Origin of the sequence: Pectobacterium sp. A5351 (assembly GCF_028335745.1) — a bacterium.
GTDB lineage: Bacteria > Pseudomonadota > Gammaproteobacteria > Enterobacterales > Enterobacteriaceae > Pectobacterium.
In genome coordinates, this window is sequence record NZ_CP116477.1 from 812,581 (window position 1) to 834,049 (window position 21,469).

The 21,469-nt window shown below is 53.9% G+C and carries 15 protein-coding genes; 9 read left to right on the forward strand and 6 right to left on the reverse strand.

Annotation, left to right across the window (positions count from 1 at the left end; translation table 11 throughout):
- Positions 1-33: 33 nt before the first annotated feature.
- A complete protein-coding gene (locus tag O1Q74_RS03935; RefSeq protein WP_225088215.1) occupies positions 34-1,359 on the reverse strand; it encodes a hemolysin family protein in 1,326 nt (441 codons plus the stop codon).
- 151 nt (positions 1,360-1,510) lie between these two features.
- Positions 1,511-2,149 carry a peptide-methionine (S)-S-oxide reductase MsrA gene (gene msrA / locus O1Q74_RS03940; protein WP_271878727.1) on the reverse strand — a complete coding sequence of 213 codons (639 nt, stop codon included), beginning with the start codon at positions 2,147-2,149 and terminating at the stop codon, positions 1,511-1,513.
- Positions 2,150-2,643: 494 nt separating this feature from the next.
- Between msrA and tamA the strand changes: the two genes are divergently transcribed.
- The 3 genes from tamA to O1Q74_RS03955 are packed head-to-tail and all read left to right on the forward strand — an operon-like array spanning position 2,644 to position 8,755.
- Positions 2,644-4,359 (forward strand): autotransporter assembly complex protein TamA, encoded by a 1,716-nt coding sequence (tamA, locus tag O1Q74_RS03945; RefSeq protein WP_271878729.1) that lies wholly within the window; start codon positions 2,644-2,646, stop codon positions 4,357-4,359.
- Positions 4,356-8,393 carry an autotransporter assembly complex protein TamB gene (tamB, locus tag O1Q74_RS03950; protein WP_271876226.1) on the forward strand — a complete coding sequence of 1,346 codons (4,038 nt, stop codon included), beginning with the start codon at positions 4,356-4,358 and terminating at the stop codon, positions 8,391-8,393. Before tamA ends, tamB begins: the two co-directional genes overlap by 4 nt.
- A 2-nt stretch (positions 8,394-8,395) precedes the next feature.
- The gene (locus tag O1Q74_RS03955; RefSeq protein ID WP_271876227.1) at positions 8,396-8,755 is read left to right on the forward strand and encodes a gamma-glutamylcyclotransferase family protein; all 360 of its coding nucleotides are present in this window, start codon (positions 8,396-8,398) and stop codon (positions 8,753-8,755) included.
- Between the two features lie 96 nt (positions 8,756-8,851).
- On the opposite strand, the gene ppa is transcribed toward O1Q74_RS03955, so the two are convergent.
- Positions 8,852-9,382, reverse strand: a complete 531-nt coding sequence (ppa, locus tag O1Q74_RS03960; RefSeq protein ID WP_110162483.1) for an inorganic diphosphatase — start codon at positions 9,380-9,382, stop codon at positions 8,852-8,854.
- Between the two features lie 248 nt (positions 9,383-9,630).
- Between ppa and O1Q74_RS03965 the strand changes: the two genes are divergently transcribed.
- Positions 9,631-11,217: a methyl-accepting chemotaxis protein gene (locus O1Q74_RS03965; protein WP_271876229.1), complete on the forward strand. Its 1,587-nt coding sequence runs from the start codon at positions 9,631-9,633 to the stop codon at positions 11,215-11,217.
- 54 nt (positions 11,218-11,271) lie between these two features.
- On the opposite strand, the gene plsY is transcribed toward O1Q74_RS03965, so the two are convergent.
- Positions 11,272-11,907, reverse strand: a complete 636-nt coding sequence (gene plsY, locus O1Q74_RS03970) for a glycerol-3-phosphate 1-O-acyltransferase PlsY (protein ID WP_271876231.1) — start codon at positions 11,905-11,907, stop codon at positions 11,272-11,274.
- Positions 11,908-12,035: 128 nt separating this feature from the next.
- On the opposite strand from plsY, the gene folB reads away from it, so the two are divergent.
- Together folB and bacA are read left to right on the forward strand one after the other, a co-directional pair.
- Positions 12,036-12,389, forward strand: coding sequence for a bifunctional dihydroneopterin aldolase/7,8-dihydroneopterin epimerase (gene folB, locus O1Q74_RS03975; RefSeq protein WP_271878731.1), 354 nt, complete (start codon positions 12,036-12,038; stop codon positions 12,387-12,389).
- A 146-nt stretch (positions 12,390-12,535) separates the two neighbouring features.
- Positions 12,536-13,354 (forward strand): undecaprenyl-diphosphate phosphatase, encoded by an 819-nt coding sequence (bacA, locus tag O1Q74_RS03980; protein ID WP_271876233.1) that lies wholly within the window; start codon positions 12,536-12,538, stop codon positions 13,352-13,354.
- Between the two features lie 63 nt (positions 13,355-13,417).
- Here the strand turns inward: bacA and O1Q74_RS03985 are convergent, their stop codons facing one another.
- Together O1Q74_RS03985 and O1Q74_RS03990 are read right to left on the reverse strand one after the other, a co-directional pair.
- Entirely contained in the window at positions 13,418-14,662 is a 1,245-nt protein-coding gene (locus O1Q74_RS03985) for a multifunctional CCA addition/repair protein (protein ID WP_271876235.1), read from the reverse strand.
- Between the two features lie 108 nt (positions 14,663-14,770).
- Positions 14,771-15,391 (reverse strand): TIGR04211 family SH3 domain-containing protein, encoded by a 621-nt coding sequence (locus tag O1Q74_RS03990; protein ID WP_271876237.1) that lies wholly within the window; start codon positions 15,389-15,391, stop codon positions 14,771-14,773.
- A 308-nt stretch (positions 15,392-15,699) separates the two neighbouring features.
- Between O1Q74_RS03990 and O1Q74_RS03995 the strand changes: the two genes are divergently transcribed.
- From O1Q74_RS03995 to hldE, 3 genes are read left to right on the forward strand one after another with little or no spacing between them, the layout of a single operon-like run.
- The gene (locus O1Q74_RS03995; RefSeq protein ID WP_271876238.1) at positions 15,700-17,037 is read left to right on the forward strand and encodes a CYTH domain-containing protein; all 1,338 of its coding nucleotides are present in this window, start codon (positions 15,700-15,702) and stop codon (positions 17,035-17,037) included.
- 52 nt (positions 17,038-17,089) lie between these two features.
- On the forward strand, positions 17,090-19,945 hold the full coding sequence (gene glnE / locus O1Q74_RS04000) for a bifunctional [glutamate--ammonia ligase]-adenylyl-L-tyrosine phosphorylase/[glutamate--ammonia-ligase] adenylyltransferase (protein WP_271876239.1): 2,856 nt from the start codon (positions 17,090-17,092) through the stop codon (positions 19,943-19,945).
- 57 nt (positions 19,946-20,002) lie between these two features.
- Entirely contained in the window at positions 20,003-21,439 is a 1,437-nt protein-coding gene (gene hldE / locus O1Q74_RS04005) for a bifunctional D-glycero-beta-D-manno-heptose-7-phosphate kinase/D-glycero-beta-D-manno-heptose 1-phosphate adenylyltransferase HldE (RefSeq protein ID WP_271876240.1), read from the forward strand.
- Positions 21,440-21,469: the final 30 nt, after the last annotated feature.

Genomic DNA, 21,469 nt, shown 5'->3' on the forward strand with positions numbered 1-21,469 from the left:
GCCGTTTTGGTTTTTTGCCAGCAGATGTAACGGTTAATCGTCGCTATCAATCTTCACGCTGGATGAAACGATCGGGCGATCTTCCAGACGCGTCACCAACAGCTGATCGATCTTGTAGCTGTCGATATCGACCACTTCAAATTTATAGCCAGAGAAGCGCACCGCATCGGTACGTTTCGGGATTTTCCGCAGCGTATACATCATGAAGCCGCCGATGGTTTCGTAGTTGCCGGAGTGCGGGAAATCATCAATATTCAGCGCGCGCATCACGTCTTCTATCGGCGTACCGCCTTCAACCAGCCAGGAGTTCTCATCGCGCGCGACAATCTGCTCTTCCATTCCCTGACCGACGAGATCGCCCATCAGCGTGGTCATCACGTCGTTGAGCGTGATGATGCCGACGACCAGCGCATATTCATTCAGAATGACCGCGAAATCTTCGCCCGCTGTTTTGAAACTTTCCAACGCTTCAGACAGCGTTAGCGTATCCGGGACGATCAGTGCAGGACGAATTTGCACACCGCTACTGAGCGTCAGGCTTTGGTTTCCCAGCACGCGAATCAGCAGGTCTTTGGAATCCACGTAGCCGACGATCTGATCAATCGTGCCATCGCAAACCAGAAACTTGGAATGCGGCTGCTGGGCGATCTTTTCCTTAATGCTGTCTTCCTGCTCGCGCAGATCGAAGTAGACCACGCTTTCGCGTGAGGTCATCGAGGACGGCACGGTACGGGATTCCAGCTCAAACACGTTCTCGATCAGTTCGTGTTCCTGCTTACGCAGCACGCCAGCCAATGCGCCAGCTTCCACCACGGCATAAATATCATCGGACGTGATGTCATCTTTACGCACCATCGGCAGCTTGAGCAGGCGGAAAATCACGTTAGCCAAGCCGTTAAAGATCCACACCAGCGGGCGGAAGAGGAACAGGCAGAAGCGCATAGGGTTGATTATGCGGACCGCGACGGCTTCCGGCGCAATCATACCAATGCGTTTCGGGGTGAGGTCGCCAAACAGGATAAACAGGCTGGTGACGAGGACGAATGAACAAATGAAGCTGACTTTATCTGCGGCTTCGGGTGACATGAAGCGCTCAAACAGAATGGAAAACGTCGGGGAAAATGCCGCATCGCCGATGATACCGGCCAGAATGGCGACGGCATTGACGCCAATTTGAATCACGGTAAAGAAGATGCCCGGCGTTTCCTGAAACTTGAGTACCAGATCGGCGTTGAGGTTTCCCTCATCGGCCATCAGCTTGAGTTTAATTTTACGGGACGCCGCCAGCGAGATCTCGGACAGCGAGAAAAACGCACTGATGGCAATGAGACAAAGAATCAGCAATAGACTGTTTAACATCATTTTTAACGTTTTCGCATGAGTCGAGGTTGACGCAGCGATCCTCAGAAAGGTGAGTAAATTAATCGCAATAATTGAAGGTATATAACCGGGCAACGCGCTGCCCGGTTCGGGGGCATTATAGCAGGAGTGGTGAATTTACCGCCAGTGGTCAACGCGGAGGCGGAAGACAGATGCTGATGCCGCCTAGCCCGCAGTAGCCGTTCGGGTTCTTGTGCAGGTATTGCTGGTGGTCGTCTTCCGCATAATAGAACGGCCCCGCCGGTTCGATTTCTGTGCTGATAGCGCGGCTGTCACCGTTCTCTCTCATCGCCTGCTGAAAACGCTGAAGGCTGTCCTGTGCGGCCCGTTCCTGCTCGGGGGAGAGCGTATAGATAGCGGAGCGATATTGGCTACCGATATCACCTCCCTGACGCATACCCTGCGCAGGGTCGTGATTTTCCCAGAACAGTTGCAGCAGTTGGTCGTAGCTGATAACCGTAGGATCGAAAACGACACGCACTGCTTCGGCATGATCGGTCTGCCCGCTACACACTTCACGGTAGGTCGGGTTGGGCGTGTAACCGCCAGTGTAACCCGCTGCGGTGCTGTAGATGCCTGGTCGTTGCCAGAATAAGCGCTCTACCCCCCAGAAACAGCCCATCGCAAAAATTGCCACGGACATGTGATCCGGCACATGCGTCATGGAATGTTCATGAACGACATGAAGTCTGGCCACCGGCATTGGGGTGGAACGTCCCGGTAAAGCATCGGATTGTGTAATCCGCTGTGTTTTATCAATCGAACTCATCACGTTGTTAACTCCAGCTAGACTGGGTAAGTAACCTGCTTCCATGGAAAGCATAACCAAGAAGCCTTGGCCTGTCTTTATATCTTAATGGAGTTTAATGTTAAGGTAATGTTTATCTGTAATGCCGCATATTGATGTTTATAGTTGAAAATCCATTCTTAAGATGAAAAATTAGTATTTACCACTAAGATAATACAAATTTGGTAGGGCATTTCGGCACTACGTGACGGATTGTCAGGTAAGCGTACAGCGTCGGCCGTCAACGCGGCGGGCGAAGTGATAAAAGCCATGCTATAGGTTTTAGACGACAGACCGATTTATCAGGGAGCTCAGTGACTATTTTCATTGCAGACAAACGTTTCATTGCAAAAAGACGTTTCACTTCAAAGAACCGTTTCATTGGAAAAAAAAGTGTTACCGGGCAAAAAGGCATAGCAGGACAAAAAAACAGTTTTGCTGGCTGTGGTGCGTCACGGCACCGCTTTCTTGGCTTGATGTGTGCGCTGCTCATGTTGGCTCTGGAGAGCCAGGCGGCGAATGTGCGCCTGCAAGTCATGGGGCTGGAAGGGCAATTACAAAAAAATGCGCGGGCACGTTTATCCACCATTGCGGTCGATGAGGTTAATGCCGACGGGCGTTTCCGCTCACGCGTCGATGAAGCGATCCGTCAGGGATTGCGCGCGCTTGGCTATTACGATCCACAGATCGGTTTCGAATTCCGGCCTGCCGTTAATGGCGGGCGACCGGTACTGATTGCTACCGTCACGCCCGGTGAACCGGTAAAAATTGCCGGAGTGAATATTAGTCTGCGCGGTGGTGCGCACGACGATAAAGACTACCAACAGCTGGTTAAAGACGATCGCCCCGAAATCGGTTCGGTGTTGAACCACGGTGATTTCGATCGCTTTAAAAGCGGGCTAAACGGTTTGTCATTACGCAAAGGCTATTTCGATGCGGGCTTCCAGAAAAGCCAGCTCGGCGTGATGCGGGAAGAGAGAGAAGCGTTTTGGGATATCGATTTCGATAGCGGTGAACGCTATCGCTTTGGTGCCGTACATTTTCAGGGCGCACAAATCCGCGATGATTATCTGCAAAATCTTGTGCCGTTTCATGAAGGCGATGCCTACACCAGTGAAGATCTTGGTGAGTTAAACCGCCGTCTTTCTGCGACGGGGTGGTTTAATTCTGTCGTGGTTTCTCCTGATTTTGACCAGTCGAAAAGTTCTAAGGTGCTGCCGCTGGAAGCCGTGGTGACGCCGCGACCCCGTAACCGTATTGAAACCGGGGTCGGCTATGCCACGGATGTTGGCCCACGCTTTAAAACGACCTGGAATAAACCTTGGGTAAACTCTCGGGGCCATAGTCTTGAAAGCAGCCTGAGTGTGTCCGCGCCGGAGCAATCGCTTGATTTTAGCTACAAAATCCCCTTGTTGAAGAACCCACTTGAGCAGTATTACCTGCTGCAAGGCGGTTTCAAACGTGAAGATCTCAACGATACCAAATCGGATGGCACGACGTTGAATGTGGCACGCTACTGGGATCTTTCCAGCGGTTGGCAACGGGCGATTAACCTGCGCTGGAGTCTCGACCACTTTACGCAGGCGAGCGTGACGGATACCACGATGCTGATCTATCCGGGTGTCAGCATTAACCGAACCCGCCAACGCGGCGGGCTGATGCCAGTGTGGGGCGATACGCAACGCTATTCCATCGACATTTCTGACACCACCTGGGGATCGGATATCGATTTTGCCGTGGTTCAGGCGCAAAACGTCTGGATTCGCACGCTGGCGGATAAGCACCGCTTTGTCGCGCGCGGCAATCTGGGTTGGATTGAGACCAACAATTTCTCCCGCGTGCCGCCTTCACTGCGTTTCTTTGCCGGTGGCGATCGCAGCATTCGTGGGTATAAGTACAAATCGATTTCGCCGCGCGACAGCGACGGCAAACTGACCGGTGCATCCAAGCTGGCGACTGGCTCGCTCGAATACCAATACAACGTAACGGGAAAATGGTGGGGCGCGGTTTTTGTTGATTCAGGTGAAGCAGTGAATGACATCAAACGGAGTAACTTCAAGACGGGCACGGGCGTCGGCGTACGCTGGGCCTCGCCGATTGGTCCGGTGAAACTTGATGTCGCCATGCCGATCGGCGATGCAGAGAAGAAGAATGATGTTCAGTTCTATATCGCGCTGGGGCCTGAATTATGATGGATGAGAAAAACGAAAAAAAAGCACAGGATCCGGTGACACAAGAAAACGTCGCGCAGGATAACGCACCGCCGACGCCAGCACGAAAAGGGCGCTGGTGGAAAAAGGTCGGTATTGGCCTCGTGGCATTTTTACTGCTGCTCGTGGTTGGTGTGGGGCTGCTGGTGGGCACCACACCGGGCTTGCACCTGTTGCTGAATACTGCAGCACGCGTGGTGCCAGGGTTGAATATTGCCAGCGTGAGCGGCGGCTGGCGTGATTTAACGTTGAAAAATGTCAGCTACGAGATGCCGGGCGTGACGGTAAAGAGCGAGGAATTTCACCTGTCGCTCGCATTGGGTTGCCTGCGAAAAAGCCAGCTGTGTATTAACGATCTTTCGGCGAACCGCGTCGATGTGGTCGTCGATACCAAAGCCTTACCGGTGGCGGAAGAGCCACCGCCGCCTTCGACCCCAGTCACGGAAATTTCAGCACCTTTCCCTATCTCTCTACGCCAACTCGTGCTCAATAGCGTTCAGGTTACCGTGGATGACACGGCGATTTCTCTGAGCGAATTCCGCACAGGCATGCAGTGGGAAGGGCGCGCATTGACGCTGCTGCCGACCAAAATCAGCGCGCTGCTGGTGGCCTTGCCGAAAACGCCTGTTGACGTGCTGGAGGATGGCAAAGTGACGGCGGCGGAAATGGCGTCTGTTATCAAGGAAACGGCGACGAACGTACGTGAGGCGGCTGAGCAAGGCTCTTCGCAAACGCTTCAAATCGATAAAGTGCTAGAGGCAAATAATACGGTAGCGGCTGCCACGACGACGACACCGATACCGACCGCGTCGTCGCCAAAAACGGATAGCACCGCTGACAAGCCAACCGCCCCTGAACAGCCGTTGGGGGAACGCCTGAGCGAGCTGTTCTCCAAACCCTTATTACCTGATTTACCGCAGTTCACGTTGCCGCTGGATCTGAACATTGTCGAGATTCACGGCGAGCAACTTCGGCTGACGGGCGATCAGGACATTGTGATTAATAACCTGTTCGTGCAGGCATCGACCCAGCAACAGCATTTGCGGCTGGATAAGCTCATCGTGCAATCGCCGCAGGGCGGATTGAATGTACGCGGTGAGGCGACGCTCAGCGAGAGCTGGCCTGTCTCGCTGACGGCGAACGGTGTGTTGAATGTCGAACCGCTCAAAGGTGAAACGCTGAAACTGGCGGTTGATGGTGGCCTGCGCGAACAGCTGAATGTGGCGCTGAACCTCTCGGGGCCGCAGCGCGCTCAGTTGGATGTGCAAACCAAACTGGCAGAAGCCGGGCTGCCGCTGGCATTGACGCTGCAAACCGAGCACGTGCGTTGGCCGCTGACGGGCGCCACGCAGTATCAGGCCAGCAACGTCAGACTGCGGTTTAACGGCAAAGCGACCGACTATGCGCTGTCGCTGCGCGGCGATCTGAGCGGTGCGGATATTCCCCCCGCGACGCTGCTGCTGGATGGCAAAGGCAACGAACAGCAGTTTACGCTGAGCCGCCTGCGGCTGGCGGCGTTGCAGGGGAATGCCGATCTAAGCGCGCTTATCGACTGGAGCAAAGCGATAAGCTGGCGCAGTGAGCTGCTGCTGAACGGGATTAATACCGCGAAGCAGTGGCCGGAATGGCCTGCGAAAATAGATGGCAAGATAACGACGCGCGGCAGCGTCTATGGCGGTAGCTGGCAATTACAGGTGCCGGAGCTACGGCTGGATGGCAACGTAAAAGCGAATAAGCTCACGGCCAGAGGTGAACTGCGCGGCAATGCGGCGGGTCAGTGGACAATACCCGCGCTGAATCTGGCATTAGGCCGTAACCAGTTGAACGTCAAAGGCGAACTGAGCGACAAGTGGCAGTTGGATGCAGATATCAATGCACCATCGCTGGACGGCATGTTGCCCGGTCTGGCAGGGCGCGCCCTCGGTACACTCAAATTACGCGGCAATCTGCGTGAACCGCAGATGCTGGCGGATATCACCGCTTCCGGCCTGCGCTGGCAGGCGATGACGATTCGTCAGGTGAGAGTAGAAGGCGATGTCCGCTCCGAACAGCAAATTCAGGGCAAGCTGGCTGTACGTCTCGAAGCACTGAAGCAGGACGACCTGAATATTGCGTTGTTGACGTTGGATGCCAGCGGTAATGAAAAGCAGCATCAGCTTCGGCTGACTATGCAGGGTGAGCCGGTCGCGGGTCAGTTGGCGCTTTCAGGCAGCTTCGATCGTCAGGAACAGCGCTGGCGCGGTACGTTGAACAATACCCGCTTCGACACGCCGGTGGGGGAGTGGCGTCTGACGCAGGATATGGCGTTGGATTACCTGAACGCGCAGCAGAAGATCACCATCGGCACGCACTGCTGGCGGAATCCGAATGCAGAACTTTGCGTACCAAAAGCGATTGAGGCTGGACCGAGCGGACAGGCGAGTATCCGACTGAACCGCTTCGATCTCGCCATGCTGAAACCGTTCCTGACGGCGGATACGGTGCTAGCCGGGACGTTCACCGGCGGTGCGGATATCAGCTGGCAGGCAGGGCAAGGTTTACCGCAGGCGAAAGTGTCGCTCGTAGGTAACGGCGTCAGCGTTCGCCAGCAGATGCAGGGCAATACGCTGCCGATTGATTTCGACACCTTTACGCTGAATGCCGGGCTCGATCGCGGGCGGGCGCAGCTTGGCTGGCTGATGGCGATCCGAGAGAACGGACGCTTCAGCGGTGATATTCAGGTGACCGATCCACAGGGCCGGCGCAATCTCGGCGGCAGCGTCACGATCAATAATATTTCGCTGGCGTTGCTTAACCCTGCTCTGAGTAAAGGAGAAAAAGCGGCCGGGATACTGAATGCGAACCTGCGTCTGGCGGGGGATGCGGCGCGTCCTCAGATCTTCGGCCAGATGGTGCTGGAACGGCTGGATATTGATGGCAACTGGATGCCGATCGATCTGACCAACGGGCGACTGGCGGTGAATTTCAGCGGGATGTCATCAACGCTACAAGGCTTCCTGAAAACGGATAACGGGCAGTTGAACCTCGGCGGGAATGCCGACTGGTCGCGACCTGACGCCTGGCGTGCGCGGATCGCGGCGAAAGGCCAGAAGCTGCGTGTGACGATTCCGCCTATGGCACGGCTGGATGTCTCGCCGGATATTGTCTTCGAGGCTACGCCGCAACTGTTTGCGTTAAACGGCTCTGTCAGTATTCCGTGGGCGCGTATTGTGGTTAAAGATATGCCGGAAAGCGCGGTGGCGGTGTCATCGGATGAAGTGATGCTGGATGCGCAGGGACAGCCGCTGAAAAAAGCGAGTGCGGCAATTCCGATTAACAGTAACCTTACCATCCGTGTCGGGAATGATGTGCGGCTGGATGCGTTCGGGCTGGCAGCTCGCTTACAGGGCGACCTGAAAATGGTTCAGGACGAGCGCGGATTAGGGCTGAACGGGCAAATCGATATTCCGTCTGGCCGCTTTAAAGCCTACGGACAGGATTTGATCGTCCGCAAGGGGCTGATTCTGTTCTCCGGCCCGCCTGATCAGCCGATCCTGAATATCGAAGCCATTCGTAACCCAGATAATACTGCCAATGATGTCACTGCGGGTGTGCGCGTCACCGGCATGGCTGCCACGCCGAAGCTGGAAGTCTTCTCCGATCCGGCCATGTCGCAGCAGGAAGCGCTCTCTTATCTGCTGCGTGGACAAGGTTTGGACAGCGGTGGAGCCGATAGCTCGGCAATGACCTCAATGTTAGTCGGTTTAGGGGTTGCACAAAGTGGTCAAGTTGTGGGTAAAATCGGCGAGGCCTTTGGCGTAAGTAATTTAGCTCTGGATACACAGGGTGTTGGCGATAATTCTCAGGTTGTCGTCAGCGGCTACGTCCTTCCGGGTCTGCAAGTGAAATATGGTGTTGGCATATTCGATTCTTTGGCAACGTTAACGCTGCGTTACCGCCTGATGCCAAAGCTATACTTGGAAGCGGTGTCTGGAATTAGCCAGGCATTAGATGTGCTCTATCAGTTTGAGTTTTAGCGATGCGAATTATTGTTTACGGCAGTTTACGACGCAAACAGGGAAATAGTCATTGGATGACCAATGCGCAATGGCTAGGGGATTGTCAGCTCGCAGGTTTCGAGCTGTACGATCTCGGCCATTATCCGGCAGTCGTGCCCGGTGATGGAGAAATCCATTGTGAGGTCTATCGCATTAGTTCGTCGATTTTGACGGAGCTGGATGCCTTAAAGCGGGACGGTCACGAATACCAGCGTGAGCTGATTTCTACTCCTCTGGGCAGTGCCTGGATCTATTTGTACAAACACTCTGTTGCAGGATTGACGCGTATAGCCAGCGGTGACTGGCTAAAGCGTAATGAAGAAGATGACGAAGAGGTTTGAGGTCGAGTAGCCAATCAAGTCAGGGTCATAAATAAAAACACCGCGTAAGGCGGTGTTTTTGCTCGTGCTATATCTTGAATGACTAATGCGTGGCGCTTATTTGTTTTTCGCGCGCTCGAAGGAAGCAACGATTTCAGCTTTTGCTGCTTCAGCGTTATCCCAACCTTCAACTTTCACCCACTTGCCTTTTTCCAGATCTTTGTAGTGCTCAAAGAAGTGGCCGATCTGTGCACGCAGCAGTTCAGGCAGGTCGTTAACGTCTTTAATGTGATCGTATTCTTTCGTCAGTTTGCTGTGCGGAACAGCAACCAGCTTGGCATCTTCGCCTGCTTCGTCGGTCATTTTCAGCACGCCAACAGGACGGCAACGGATCACTGAACCCGGCTGTAATGGATACGGGGTTGGCACCAGAACGTCAACCGGATCGCCATCCAGAGACAGTGTGTGGTTGATGTAGCCGTAGTTGCATGGGTAGAACATCGCTGTAGACATGAAACGGTCTACAAACAGCGCACCGGTATCTTTATCAATTTCATATTTGATTGGATCGGCATTCGCGGGGATTTCAATCACTACATAGATATCTTCTGGCAGATCTTTACCTGCCGGAACATCGTTCAGACTCATGTCAGTTTCCTTCTCTTAAAACCTGAAATAGCGTGGCCGTCATTATAGCCAAAAAGCGTTTAATGTCCCCGATTTTTAGCGTACAGAAGCGCGATGCGCTCGTGTGAGTCGTTTAAGTAAAAATACTTTCGTTACTAAAGTTTCTTTAAAGAAAGCAGGCTTTATACCGATAGAAACATGATAAAAATCACGTTATGTGGAGCTTTTCTCCACGTTTATTTATCATTTGTAATTCCAGGGAAACGAAAATGTTAAGAAATGTCACAATCAAGACGAGCTTGATTGCTTTGTTAGGCATGATGGTCCTGCTGTTATTGCTGGTCTGCGGAATTGGCATCACCTCAATCAATCAGGGAATCACGTCGCTGACGACAATCGACAAGATTCAGGGGAAAGAAGTCACGGCGCTGGCAGGGAGCTATACCGCTTCGTTGCGTGCAAGAACGGGCGCGGCGTTGGCCGCTCGGCAGATGGAAAGTGGGCTGACTGATCTCGCGAATGCCTCGGTTGCGCGAGCGGAGGCCTACACCGCGCTCTCTCAAAAAGAAATGGCACGCTTTCTTTCCTACGGCACTGTAACGGAGCGCGGTGCCAAAATGGCGGCAGAGGTTAAAAGCAACTACGAGCAATACATGAACCTTGGCGTTCAGCCGATGGTCGATGCGCTGAAACGCGGCGATGTTGCCGCCTATTATGTGCTGCTGCAAGACGTGCTGCCGCCGCTCAGCGTTAAGATGGATAAGGTGGCGAACGAATTCCGCGACTTCGGCCTGGAAGTGGGGGAAAACATGCTCACAGACGCCGAGAGCTTTGCGTTCGAGCGCCTGACAATCATTGGTATTGCCTGTGTTGTCGTTCTGCTGCTGGTATTGGCTGCCTGGATTGCGCTGAAGCGTTCTATCCTGTCTCCGCTTGAAGAGACGGTTGCCCAATTGGAATTTATTGCCCGTGGTGATTTGACCCAAAGTATTGCCGAGGGCGGCAATAATGAAATTGGCCGCCTGATTCAGGCGATGCAGGCAATGCAGTCTTCACTGGCGACCGCCGTGGGGCGCGTTCGCGATGCCGGTATGCAGATTGATGTTGGCACGCGTGAACTGTCTTCTGGCAATACCCATCTGGCTGCGCGTACGGAAGAGTCAGCCTCATCGCTGGAAGAAACCGCCGCCAGTATGGAGCAGTTGACTGCCACGGTAGCGCTGAACGCGGAGAGTGCAGAACAAGCGCATACGCTGGCGCAAAATGTGTCGGATATCGCTAATAAGGGCAGCGAGACCGTAGGCAGCATGATTGAGAAAATGCAGATGATCTCCAGCAGCTCAGAACGTATTGCCGATATTCTGGCCGTGATTGACGGTATCGCGTTCCAGACCAATATTCTGGCGCTGAACGCGGCGGTTGAAGCCGCGCGTGCGGGTGAGCAAGGGCGAGGATTTGCCGTGGTGGCAGGTGAAGTCCGCAATCTGGCGCAGCGCAGTGCGCAATCGGCTAAAGAAATCAAAACGCTGATGGAAGAATCCCAGAGCCGCGTCAGTGAAGGTACCGTTATGGCAAAAATGGCGGGCGAAACGATGAACGATGTTTCTGAGGCGGTAGCGCGTGTGACGTCGCTGATGCGTGAGATTTCAACGGCAACGCGTGAGCAGAGTAACGGCATTGGGCAGGTGAATCTGGCGGTATCGCAGATGGATGAGGTCGCCCAGCAAAATGCGTCTCTGGTCGAAGAGGCCGCCGCAGCCACGCGCTCGTTAGAAGATCAGGCGCGCCTGCTGGCAGAAAGCATGGCGCAGTTTAAAGTGCAGTCGCAGGCGTTTGCCGCCATCGGCCGATTCTAAATTCCCCGTCATACTTCATAAAAAAATTCCCGTGAAAACGGGAATTTTTTTGCCTTACTCTTCGGGCGCGCTTTGCTCGTCTTCTGGCTGTTTCTTCTTACGCAACTTGTTCCAGATTTTACTTTCCTGTCCGCGCCATAGGCGTTGGATATTGTCATGATGACGCATCAGGATCAGACAAGAGAGCATCGCGACGGGGAAGGTAAACTGTGGCTTGAACCACCAGACATAAAACGGTGCGATGAGCGCACTGACGATGGCGCCGAGTGAGGAATAACCGCTCAACAGGACGGTCAGTAGCCAGGTGCCGGTCATTAGCCCCGTCAGATCCCAGCCGATTGGTGCGATGGCGCCAAAAGCCGTTGCCACACCTTTACCGCCGCGAAAGTGGAAAAAGACCGGATAGATATGGCCGAGGCAGGCAGCGATGGCGGTTAACCCGAGATACAGCGGGGGAACGCCTAACGCGTAAGCGGCCCAGACTGGCAGCATGCCTTTCAGGACATCAAACACCAATACGGTTGCAGCGGCAGCCTTGCCGCCAATACGCAATACGTTAGTGGCCCCGGGGTTCCCGGAACCATGCTGACGCGGGTCAGGTAGCCCAGCAATTCTGCAAAACAAAATCGCACTGGAAATAGAGCCACACAGATACGCGATTAACATCATACCAAGCGCGGTAACACTCATAACGCTATTCCGTTTAGTTTGTATAGAGAGACGTTTAATAAGGGTCGTTTTACTCTTCTCATCTGTGGATAATACGCACATTCCGTCGGAAGTGGTATCCGACAGCGACAAAAACAGAGAATGGCGTGATGGATATCGTATTTATTGAAGAACTTACTGTAATCACTACGATCGGTGTTTACGATTGGGAACAGACTATCCAGCAGAAACTGATGTTCGATATCGAAATGGGCTGGGACAACCGTCAGGCCGCCGCCAGTGACGATGTGAATGACTGCCTGAGTTACGCTGATGTCAGCGATGCGGTGATTGCCCATGTGGCAAACCAGCGCTTTGCGCTGGTAGAGCGTGTTGCTGAAGAAGTCGCACACATGCTGATGCAGCGCTTCTCGATCCCCTGGTTACGGATCAAGCTGAGTAAGCCGGGCGCGGTGGCGCAGGCGCGTCAGGTTGGGGTCATTATTGAACGCGGCGCACGATAAATCTTATTTAACAGAAAAATACTGATTTACGTGCAACTAAATCGTAACCCAAATAGTCTATACCCCAGTTATAGCGGCTCGCGAAAGTACGCGGCCGCTTTTTTATGGGCTGAATTTTCGTTTTTATTAAAGGCAAGGATTTTTAGATGACTGACCTGCATTCATTGCTAATCGCATTTATTCTTGGCGTGGTCGAAGGACTGACCGAGTTTTTGCCCGTATCGTCTACGGGGCATATGATTATTGTTGGTCATTGGTTAGGGTTTGTTGATGAGAAAGCCAAGACGTTTGAAGTGATTATTCAGCTTGGCTCAATTCTGGCCGTTGTCGTGATGTTCTGGCGCCGCCTCTTTGGTCTGATTGGGATTCACTTTGGTGAAATCCCACATGAGGGGCATACGGCGGGCCGTCTGAAATTGACGCACATTTTGCTGGCGATGATTCCCGCTGTGGTGCTTGGGCTGGTTTTCCATGACGTGATCAAATCGCTGTTTTACCCACAGAACGTGATGTATGCGCTGGTTGTCGGTGGTTTCCTGCTGTTAGCGGCGGAATGGCTCAAGCCTAAAAAGCCGCGCGCCGTCGGGCTGGATGACATCACGCATCGTCAGGCATTTATGATTGGCTGTTTTCAATGTCTGGCGCTGTGGCCCGGTTTTTCACGTTCGGGAGCGACCATTTCCGGCGGGATGCTGGTGGGTGTCAGCCGCTATGCGGCTTCCGAGTTCTCTTTTATTTTGGCGGTTCCGATGATGATGGGCGCGACCGTTCTTGATCTATATAAAAGCTGGCATTTCCTGTCGCTGTCCGATGTACCGATGTTTGCCGTTGGTTTTGTGACGGCGTTTATCGTGGCGCTGATTGCGATTAAAACCTTCTTGAAAGTCATCAAACGCATCTCGTTTGTCCCGTTTGCGATTTACCGTTTTGTCGTCGCGGGCGTCGTTTACATGGTGTTTATGTAAGACTGAGAGTGTCGGTGATCGTGAGATAGAGAAGAGGCCACGCATTAGCGTGGCCTCTTTGTTTCAGGATGGGGCTGAGGCATTCGGCTGCTGGGCTTTCCAGTCTGCCAACGCCTGAGTGCGGCGACGTGTCAGCTCATTGCGCACGTCAATGCCTTTAAAACCATCGGCGACGATGGCCGCACTGCTGACCTGGCTGGCGACGTGGAAGGCTTCACGCAGATAGTCGCCTTGCGGATAAGTCGTATCTTCGAAACCGGCACGGCCTCTGGCGTCGGCTTCGCTAGTGAGCGCTAACTGCTCCAGACGCTGTGGTTTGCGCCAGACGTCAATCGCATCAAATAACTTCAGCAGGGTTTTAGGTTGCAGCACCTGCACGGTATGAACCAGGTCATGATATTCGGCAACCAGTTTCGCCAAATCGCGAATCGGGTTAGGCACGCGCAGGCGCTGACACAGCGCTTTAACCAGTTTAACCCCGGCCGGGCCATGCCCATGATGTCGTGGCCACAGTTCGGGAGGCGTCAGCCCTTTCCCTAAATCATGGCACAGCGTGGCAAAGCGTACGTCAATCTCAGGGCTGAGGCGTGCGGCCATCGCCACCGTCATCATGGTATGAATGCCGGTATCGATTTCCGGGTGCCACTTGGCAGGGGCGGGCACACCGTACAGATTATCGATCTCTGGAAACAGTACGGCCAGCGCGCCGCAGTCGCGCAGCACCTGAAAATAGACATCGGGCGATGACGTGCCAAGCGCTTTTTCCGTCTCTTTCCAGACCCGCTCTGGCGTCAGGTAAGCCAGTTCGCCCTCATGCGCCATTTTTTGCATCAGCTCCATGGTTTCTTCTGCAATCTGGAAGCCGAGATGAGCAAAACGCGCGGCAAAACGGGCAACGCGCAGCACCCGCAACGGATCTTCGCTGAACGCGTCGGATACGTGGCGCAATACGCGATTCTCAAGATCGCGACGACCATGATAAGGGTCGATGAGATCGCCATGCTCGGTGCGGGCAATGGCATTGATGGTCAAATCGCGGCGAAGCAAATCCTGCTCTAACGTGACATCGGGCGCGGCGTGGCAGACAAAACCGGTATAGCCTTTGCCAGATTTGCGCTCGGTACGTGCGAGTGCGTACTCATCGCGGCTAACGGGGTGTAAGAAAACGGGGAAATCCTTTCCAACCTGCTGGTAACCCTGCTCTAGCAGATTCTCCAGCGTCGCGCCGACCACCACCCAATCTTTCTCGGTGACGGGTAAACCCAGCAGGCTGTCCCGAACAGCGCCGCCGACAAGGTAAATCTTCAACGTCGGGCTCCTGAATCAATAACCAATACTTCACCACATACTACCATCTTTGCGCCTCTGCGTTGGCTGCAAAGAAAAATGCCTGCAAGAAGCAGGCACGTGTTTCGATTAGCTCATCCAACGGTCGTTTTTCTTTTTGCGGGGGATGATATGTGGCAACAGCAGACCCAGCAGCAGGCCGATACCCGCCACGCCGCCGCCGTACATAAACCACTGTAAAATGATGGTGCGTTGCTTATCATCAAGCTGGACATTCGCCGCGCTGACTTTCTTCTGCGCAACGATAAGCTGATTTTTCAGATCCTGATTTTCCTGACGTAATCCGTTGATAACACTATCGCTGCCCGCGACTTTCTGCTGCATATCAGCGGTACGCTGGTTCCAGGTCTGATCGATATTATTCAGTTTGTCCGTCAGGTCTTTGACCTGATTTTCCAGCTCAGGCACCCGCGTGCGCAGGCTTGGCGTATTGCTCAACTGGTCGAGCGGGATCCAGGTGGTGCGGTTTTTGTCATCACGGATTTGTGCATAGCCCGCGTTTTCATTAACGCTGAGTAACGTGACCTCTGCACCTGCATTCAGTGTGCCGACGATACGGTATTGATTGCCCGGGCCGCTGTGGACATACGTCAATAACTCATCGGAAATATAGCGTTTTTCTTCCGCCTGTGCGGTCCAACTCAGCGTGAGAGAAAATAAAGTAAAACAGAGTAAGCCTAATTTCTGCATAAGATCATCATGTTGCGTTAATGGTGGTCTGATAGTAGAGGCTTAAGTCTGACGAGGCAACGTATAAACCGAAATGAGAACAGTCTTAGAACCTAGCCATTAGGGCTATTTCACACCAATCACACCCGCTGGAACAGGTTCTTAGACGGTGTTTAAGTGCGGAAAATGGCGTACCTGGTGACAGGTTTGCATAAGAAATGCGCGCTTGTTCGCAGGTGAAAAAGAGTGTGTGCGGTAAGGGTAGTAAGGTGAAGTAAAATGTTATTTACTGACAGGATAATGAACGCAGTCTTGGTGTTGTGAATGTTATGAGTGAAGAAATTGAACTGAAGTTTATTGTTCATCCAGACAGCGTTGAATCGCTGTTGACGCAACTGGCTGAATGGGAGAGTGATTATAGCCAGTATGAGCACATGCGTGCTCAGCGTCTGAGCAATACTTACTATGAGACGGCGGATAACTATCTGCGCCGCAACGGTATCGGTCTGCGTATTCGTGGCGAGAATGAACGCTATGAAATGACGGCGAAGACAGCCGGTAAGGTGATTGGCGGGCTACATCAACACCCAGAATATAACGTTGAACTGGAGAAAGCTGAGCTGGATCTCAGCCTGTTTCCAGCGGAAGTCTGGCCGGAAGAGTGCGATGTTGAGGCGTTGCAGTCATCGCTCAACCCGCTGTTTAGCACGGATTTTACGCGTGAAAAGTGGGTGTTTACTTACTACCAGAGCGTGATTGAAGTGGCGTTAGATCGTGGTGAAATTCGTGCCGGGGATCTGAGTGAACCGCTGTGTGAATTGGAGATGGAACTTAAGATTGGTCAGACTGCCCACCTGCTGGAACTGGCAAAGGAAATCGCAGAGTTTGGCGGTATGCGGCAGGGTAGCCTCAGTAAGGCGGCGCGCGGATACCATCTGGCAAAAGGTAACCCGGTTCGCGAGTGTCTTCCTCTCAATAGGCTCGTTGTCGATCCAAAAACCACTATCGATCAGGCCATCCATGCGGCGCTAGAACTGGGATTGAGTCACTGGCAATACCACGAAGAACTGTGGGTAAGAGGAAATGCCTCTGCCCGTGAAGCCCTGACAGAAGCCAGCGCGTTAATGCGCGAAATGCTGGTGCTCGTAGGGGGCGTCGTGTTGCGCAAGGTCACTACGCTTTTTCGCTCTGCACTCGCCACTTTGGAGGCCCGGCTACAAAGCCCCGATGGTGCGGAAGTGTGCTACAGCATTGACTACCTGCAAAGTAAGTTGGTACTGACTTCCTGGCTGATCGAGTCTGGCTGGCGTGATCATATGGGTAATAAGGATCGCATTAAGCTACAGGGTTCGTTCAAACGTTTTGCCGACATTATGCTAAGCCGCAGCACGGCAGATTTGAAAAGCGCCTTTTCTTCTAAATTGACGGAAACGCAGTACGAACAGCAAATCCCTCGTCTGCAACGTAGTATCTGTGCTTTTCTTCTCTTGTCCGGTGCCTATCCGGCGGAACAGGTGGAAGCCTACATTGAACACTGGCGGACCTTGCTCCAGGAAATTGAGCGACTTGCTGCCGGGAAGGCACCTTCCGTGTATCTGGAAGCCTACCGTAAAGAGGCGCTGGCCTTGTCTCCGTTCTGGCTACATAGCGGCGGACAGTCACAGTAACCGTTAACTGCCGCTTGTCAGTGAGGATAGGCGGCGCATCAAGGGAACCCCCATGCCGATACTTCCTTTGCCTGCTTTACCTGTGCTTCTGACGGAACACTCTCAGCGTGCGCTCTCGCGTTTGCGGGAAGCCGCACCTGATGAACCGATAACGGACAGCGATGCCGCTGTTTTGGCATTGAGCGATTTTGTCAGCGATGCGCTTGCGTTGCATCCTGCCTGGTGGCAAGGAATTCATCAGCAACCGCCGCAGCCCGAAGAGTGGCAACACTACGCCGACTGGTTAAGTAACGCCCTGGCCGATGTTAAGGATGAAAATGCATTGATGGCGGCATTGCGTCGGTTTCGCCGACATATGTTGACGCGTATTGCGTGGTCGCAGGCGTTGCAAACCAGTACGACGGAACACACGCTGCGTCAGCTTAGTGAATTGGCCGAGGTGGTGATTGTGGCAGCGAGAAGCTGGCTATATCAGGCCTGTTGTCGCGAGTGGGGGACACCTTGCAATGCGCAGGGCGTGGCGCAGCCTCTGCTGATTCTTGGCATGGGAAAACTGGGCGGGGGAGAGCTTAATTTCTCTTCGGATATCGATCTGATCTTCGTTTATCCTGAAAATGGCCATACACAAGGCGGACGGCGCGAGCTGGATAACGCACAGTTCTTCACGCGTCTGGGGCAGCGGCTCATTAAGGTGCTGGATCAGCCGACCGTCGATGGTTTTGTTTATCGCGTGGATATGCGCTTACGCCCTTTTGGCGATAGTGGCCCGCTGGTGCTCAGCTTTGCGGCCATGGAGGATTATTATCAGGAGCAGGGCCGCGACTGGGAACGCTATGCGATGGTCAAAGCGCGCCTGATGGGCGGAATGGACGATGCTTACAGTCAGGAACTGCGCAGTACGCTGAAGCCCTTCGTCTTCCGTCGCTATATTGATTTCAGCGTGATCCAGTCGCTGCGAAATATGAAGAGCATGATTGCCCGCGAGGTTCGTCGTCGGGATCTGCGCAACAACATCAAACTGGGTGCCGGCGGGATTCGTGAAATCGAATTTATTACGCAAGTTTTCCAACTGATTCGCGGCGGACGTGAGCCGGGATTACAGGGGCGTTCGCTGCTGCCTACGCTCCAGCATGTGGGAGCGCTGGGACTATTAACGCCGCAGCAGGTGCTCGATCTCAGTAGCGCTTACCTGTTTCTGCGCCGTCTGGAGAACCTGTTGCAGGCCATTGCCGATGAGCAGACCCAAACGCTGCCGGGTGATGAACTGAACCAGCAGCGTCTGGCATGGGGAATGGGATTCGACAGTTGGGATACGCTGCAATCCATGCTTTCAGAGCATATGCAGGCCGTGCGCCACGTATTTGACGATCTGATTGGCGATGATGCGCCGGACAATAATGATATCCCCGAACATAGCAGCTATAGCAGCCTATGGCAGGATACGCTGGATGACGGCGAACTGGCTCCGCTGACGCCGCATCTTACGGAAACCGTGCGTGAAAAGCTGATGCGGACGATTGTGGAATTCCGCCACGATGTGGCGAAACGCACAATAGGGCCACGCGGGCGAGATGTGCTGGATCAGCTCATGCCGTGTTTGCTGGCGGAGGCCTGCGCCCGTCAGGAAGCGGATACGGTGCTGTCTCGTTTGACGCCATTACTGCTGGGCATCGTCACACGTACCACCTATCTCGAACTGCTGCTGGAGTCCCGTGCTGCGCTCGGTCAGTTGATTCGCCTGTGTGCGGCTTCGCCGATGGTGGCCAGCCAACTGGCGCGCTATCCCCTTCTGCTGGATGAATTACTCGATGCGTCCACACTGTATCAGCCGACGGCTCCGGGCGCGTATGCCGATGAGCTACGCCAGTATTTGATGCGCGTCCCAGAGGATGATGAAGAACAACAGCTGGAAGCGGTTCGCCAGTTTAAACAGTCGCAACAACTGCGCATCGCCGCAGGGGATATCGGCGGCGTCCTACCGGTGATGAAAGTGAGCGATCACTTAACGTATCTGGCAGAAGCAATTATTGCGGCAGTGGTTCAGCAGGCGTGGGGACAGATGGTGGCGCGCTACGGCCAGCCGTCCCATTTGCAGCACCGTGAAGGTCGTGGGTTTGCTGTGATTGCCTATGGCAAGCTCGGCGGCTGGGAGCTGGGATATAGCTCCGATCTCGATCTGGTGTTCTTGCTGGATTGCCCATCAGACGTGATGACGGATGGCGAACGCAGTATTGATGGCCGCCAGTTTTACCTGCGTCTCGCACAGCGTGTAATGCACCTGTTTAGCACCCGGACGTCATCAGGCATTTTGTATGAGGTGGACGCCCGTCTGCGGCCATCGGGCGCGGCGGGCATGCTGGTAAGTACGGTAGAAGCATTTGATGAGTATCAGCGCAATGAAGCGTGGACGTGGGAGCATCAGGCACTGGTACGCGCGCGCATGGTGTACGGCGAAAGCGGCGTGCAGCAGACCTTTGAGTCTATTCGCCGCGGCATTCTGTGCGCCGAGCGTGACGCGGAGACGTTGCGAACCGAAGTACGCGAAATGCGGGAAAAAATGCGTCAGCACCTGGCGAACAAAGATAAAGCGCTCTTTGACATCAAAACGGATGCGGGCGGTATTACGGATATCGAATTCATTGCCCAGTATCTGGTGCTGCGTTACGCCGCTCAGGAACCGCGTTTGACCCGCTGGTCAGACAACGTGCGTATTCTGGAGCTGATGGCGCAATATGGTGTGATGGAAGAGAGCGAAGCCAATGCGCTCAAGCTAGCCTACGTCACTATGCGCAATGAATTACATCATCTGGCTTTGCAGGAACTGTCCGGGCGGGTCAGTAAGGATCGGTTTGTGGCGGAGCGGGAGCAGGTACTGGTGAGTTGGAGTAAGTGGCTGGTGGGCGTGTAATGATACGTGCCTATGATATTATTACGCGCATTATGCGAAATAAGCCTGGAGTAGAGGATGAAAGTGACGCTGCCTGATTTCCGTCAAGCGGGTGTGTTAGTGGTGGGTGATGTCATGCTGGATCGCTACTGGTATGGGCCGACCAGCCGAATTTCACCAGAGGCACCGGTGCCTGTGGTCAAAGTGGATACGATCGAAGAACGCCCGGGCGGCGCGGCGAACGTTGCCATGAACATCGCTGCGTTGGGCGCGGGTTCGCGGCTGGTGGGGTTAACGGGTATTGATGATGCTGCACGTGCGCTGAATGCCAAACTTGGCGAAGTCAACGTGAAGTGCGACTTTGTCTCGGTTCCTACACACCCGACGATTACCAAATTGCGTGTGCTATCGCGTAATCAGCAGTTGATCCGACTGGATTTTGAGGAAGGTTTTGAGGGCATTGATCCCCAGCCGATCATCGAGCGTATTCAACTGGCACTGCCAAAAATTGGCGCACTGGTGCTGTCTGACTATGCAAAAGGCGCATTAGCGCATGTGCAAATCATGATTCAGACGGCAAAAGCGGCTGGCGTTCCGGTGCTGATCGACCCGAAAGGCACGGATTTTTCCCGCTACCGTGGCGCGACATTGCTGACGCCGAACCTGTCTGAGTTTGAAGCGGTCGCAGGGCGTTGCAAAACGGAAGAAGAGCTGGTCGAACGCGGTATGCAACTGGTGGCTGATTACGATCTGTCCGCGTTGCTGATTACCCGTTCCGAGCAAGGGATGACGCTGCTACAGCCGGGCAAAGCGCCATTGCATTTGCCGACGCAGGCGCAGGAAGTGTATGACGTGACCGGTGCGGGCGATACTGTTATTGGCGTGCTGGCTGCTGCGCTGGCGGCGGGTAACCCACTGGAAGAAGCCTGTTTTCTGGCGAATGCCGCCGCAGGCGTTGTCGTTGGCAAGCTGGGGACGTCAACGGTTACCCCGATTGAGTTGGAAAATGCGATCCGTGGCCGTGCCGATACCGGGTTTGGCGTGATGACGGAAGAACAACTGAAAAATGCGGTTGAACTGGCGCGCCAGCGTGGCGAAAAGATTGTGATGACCAACGGTTGCTTCGATATTCTACATGCTGGGCATGTTTCTTATCTGGCAAATGCTCGCAAATTGGGCGACCGGTTAATTGTTGCAGTAAACAGCGATGCCTCAACCAAGCGCCTGAAGGGGCAGACTCGCCCCGTCAACCCGCTACCGCAGCGGATGATCGTGCTGGGTGCGCTGGAAGCCGTCGACTGGGTTGTGCCGTTTGAAGAAGATACGCCGCAGCGCCTGATTGCCAGCATTCTGCCGGACATTCTGGTGAAAGGCGGAGATTACCAGCCACATGAAATCGCCGGTAGTGAAGAGGTCTGGGCTAACGGTGGTGAAGTGAAAGTCCTGAACTTTGAGGACGGCTGCTCCACAACGAACATCATCAACACGATTAAAGCCAACGCGTCTAAACCTTAAAAAATAAAACTGACGGCGCTTGAATCATCA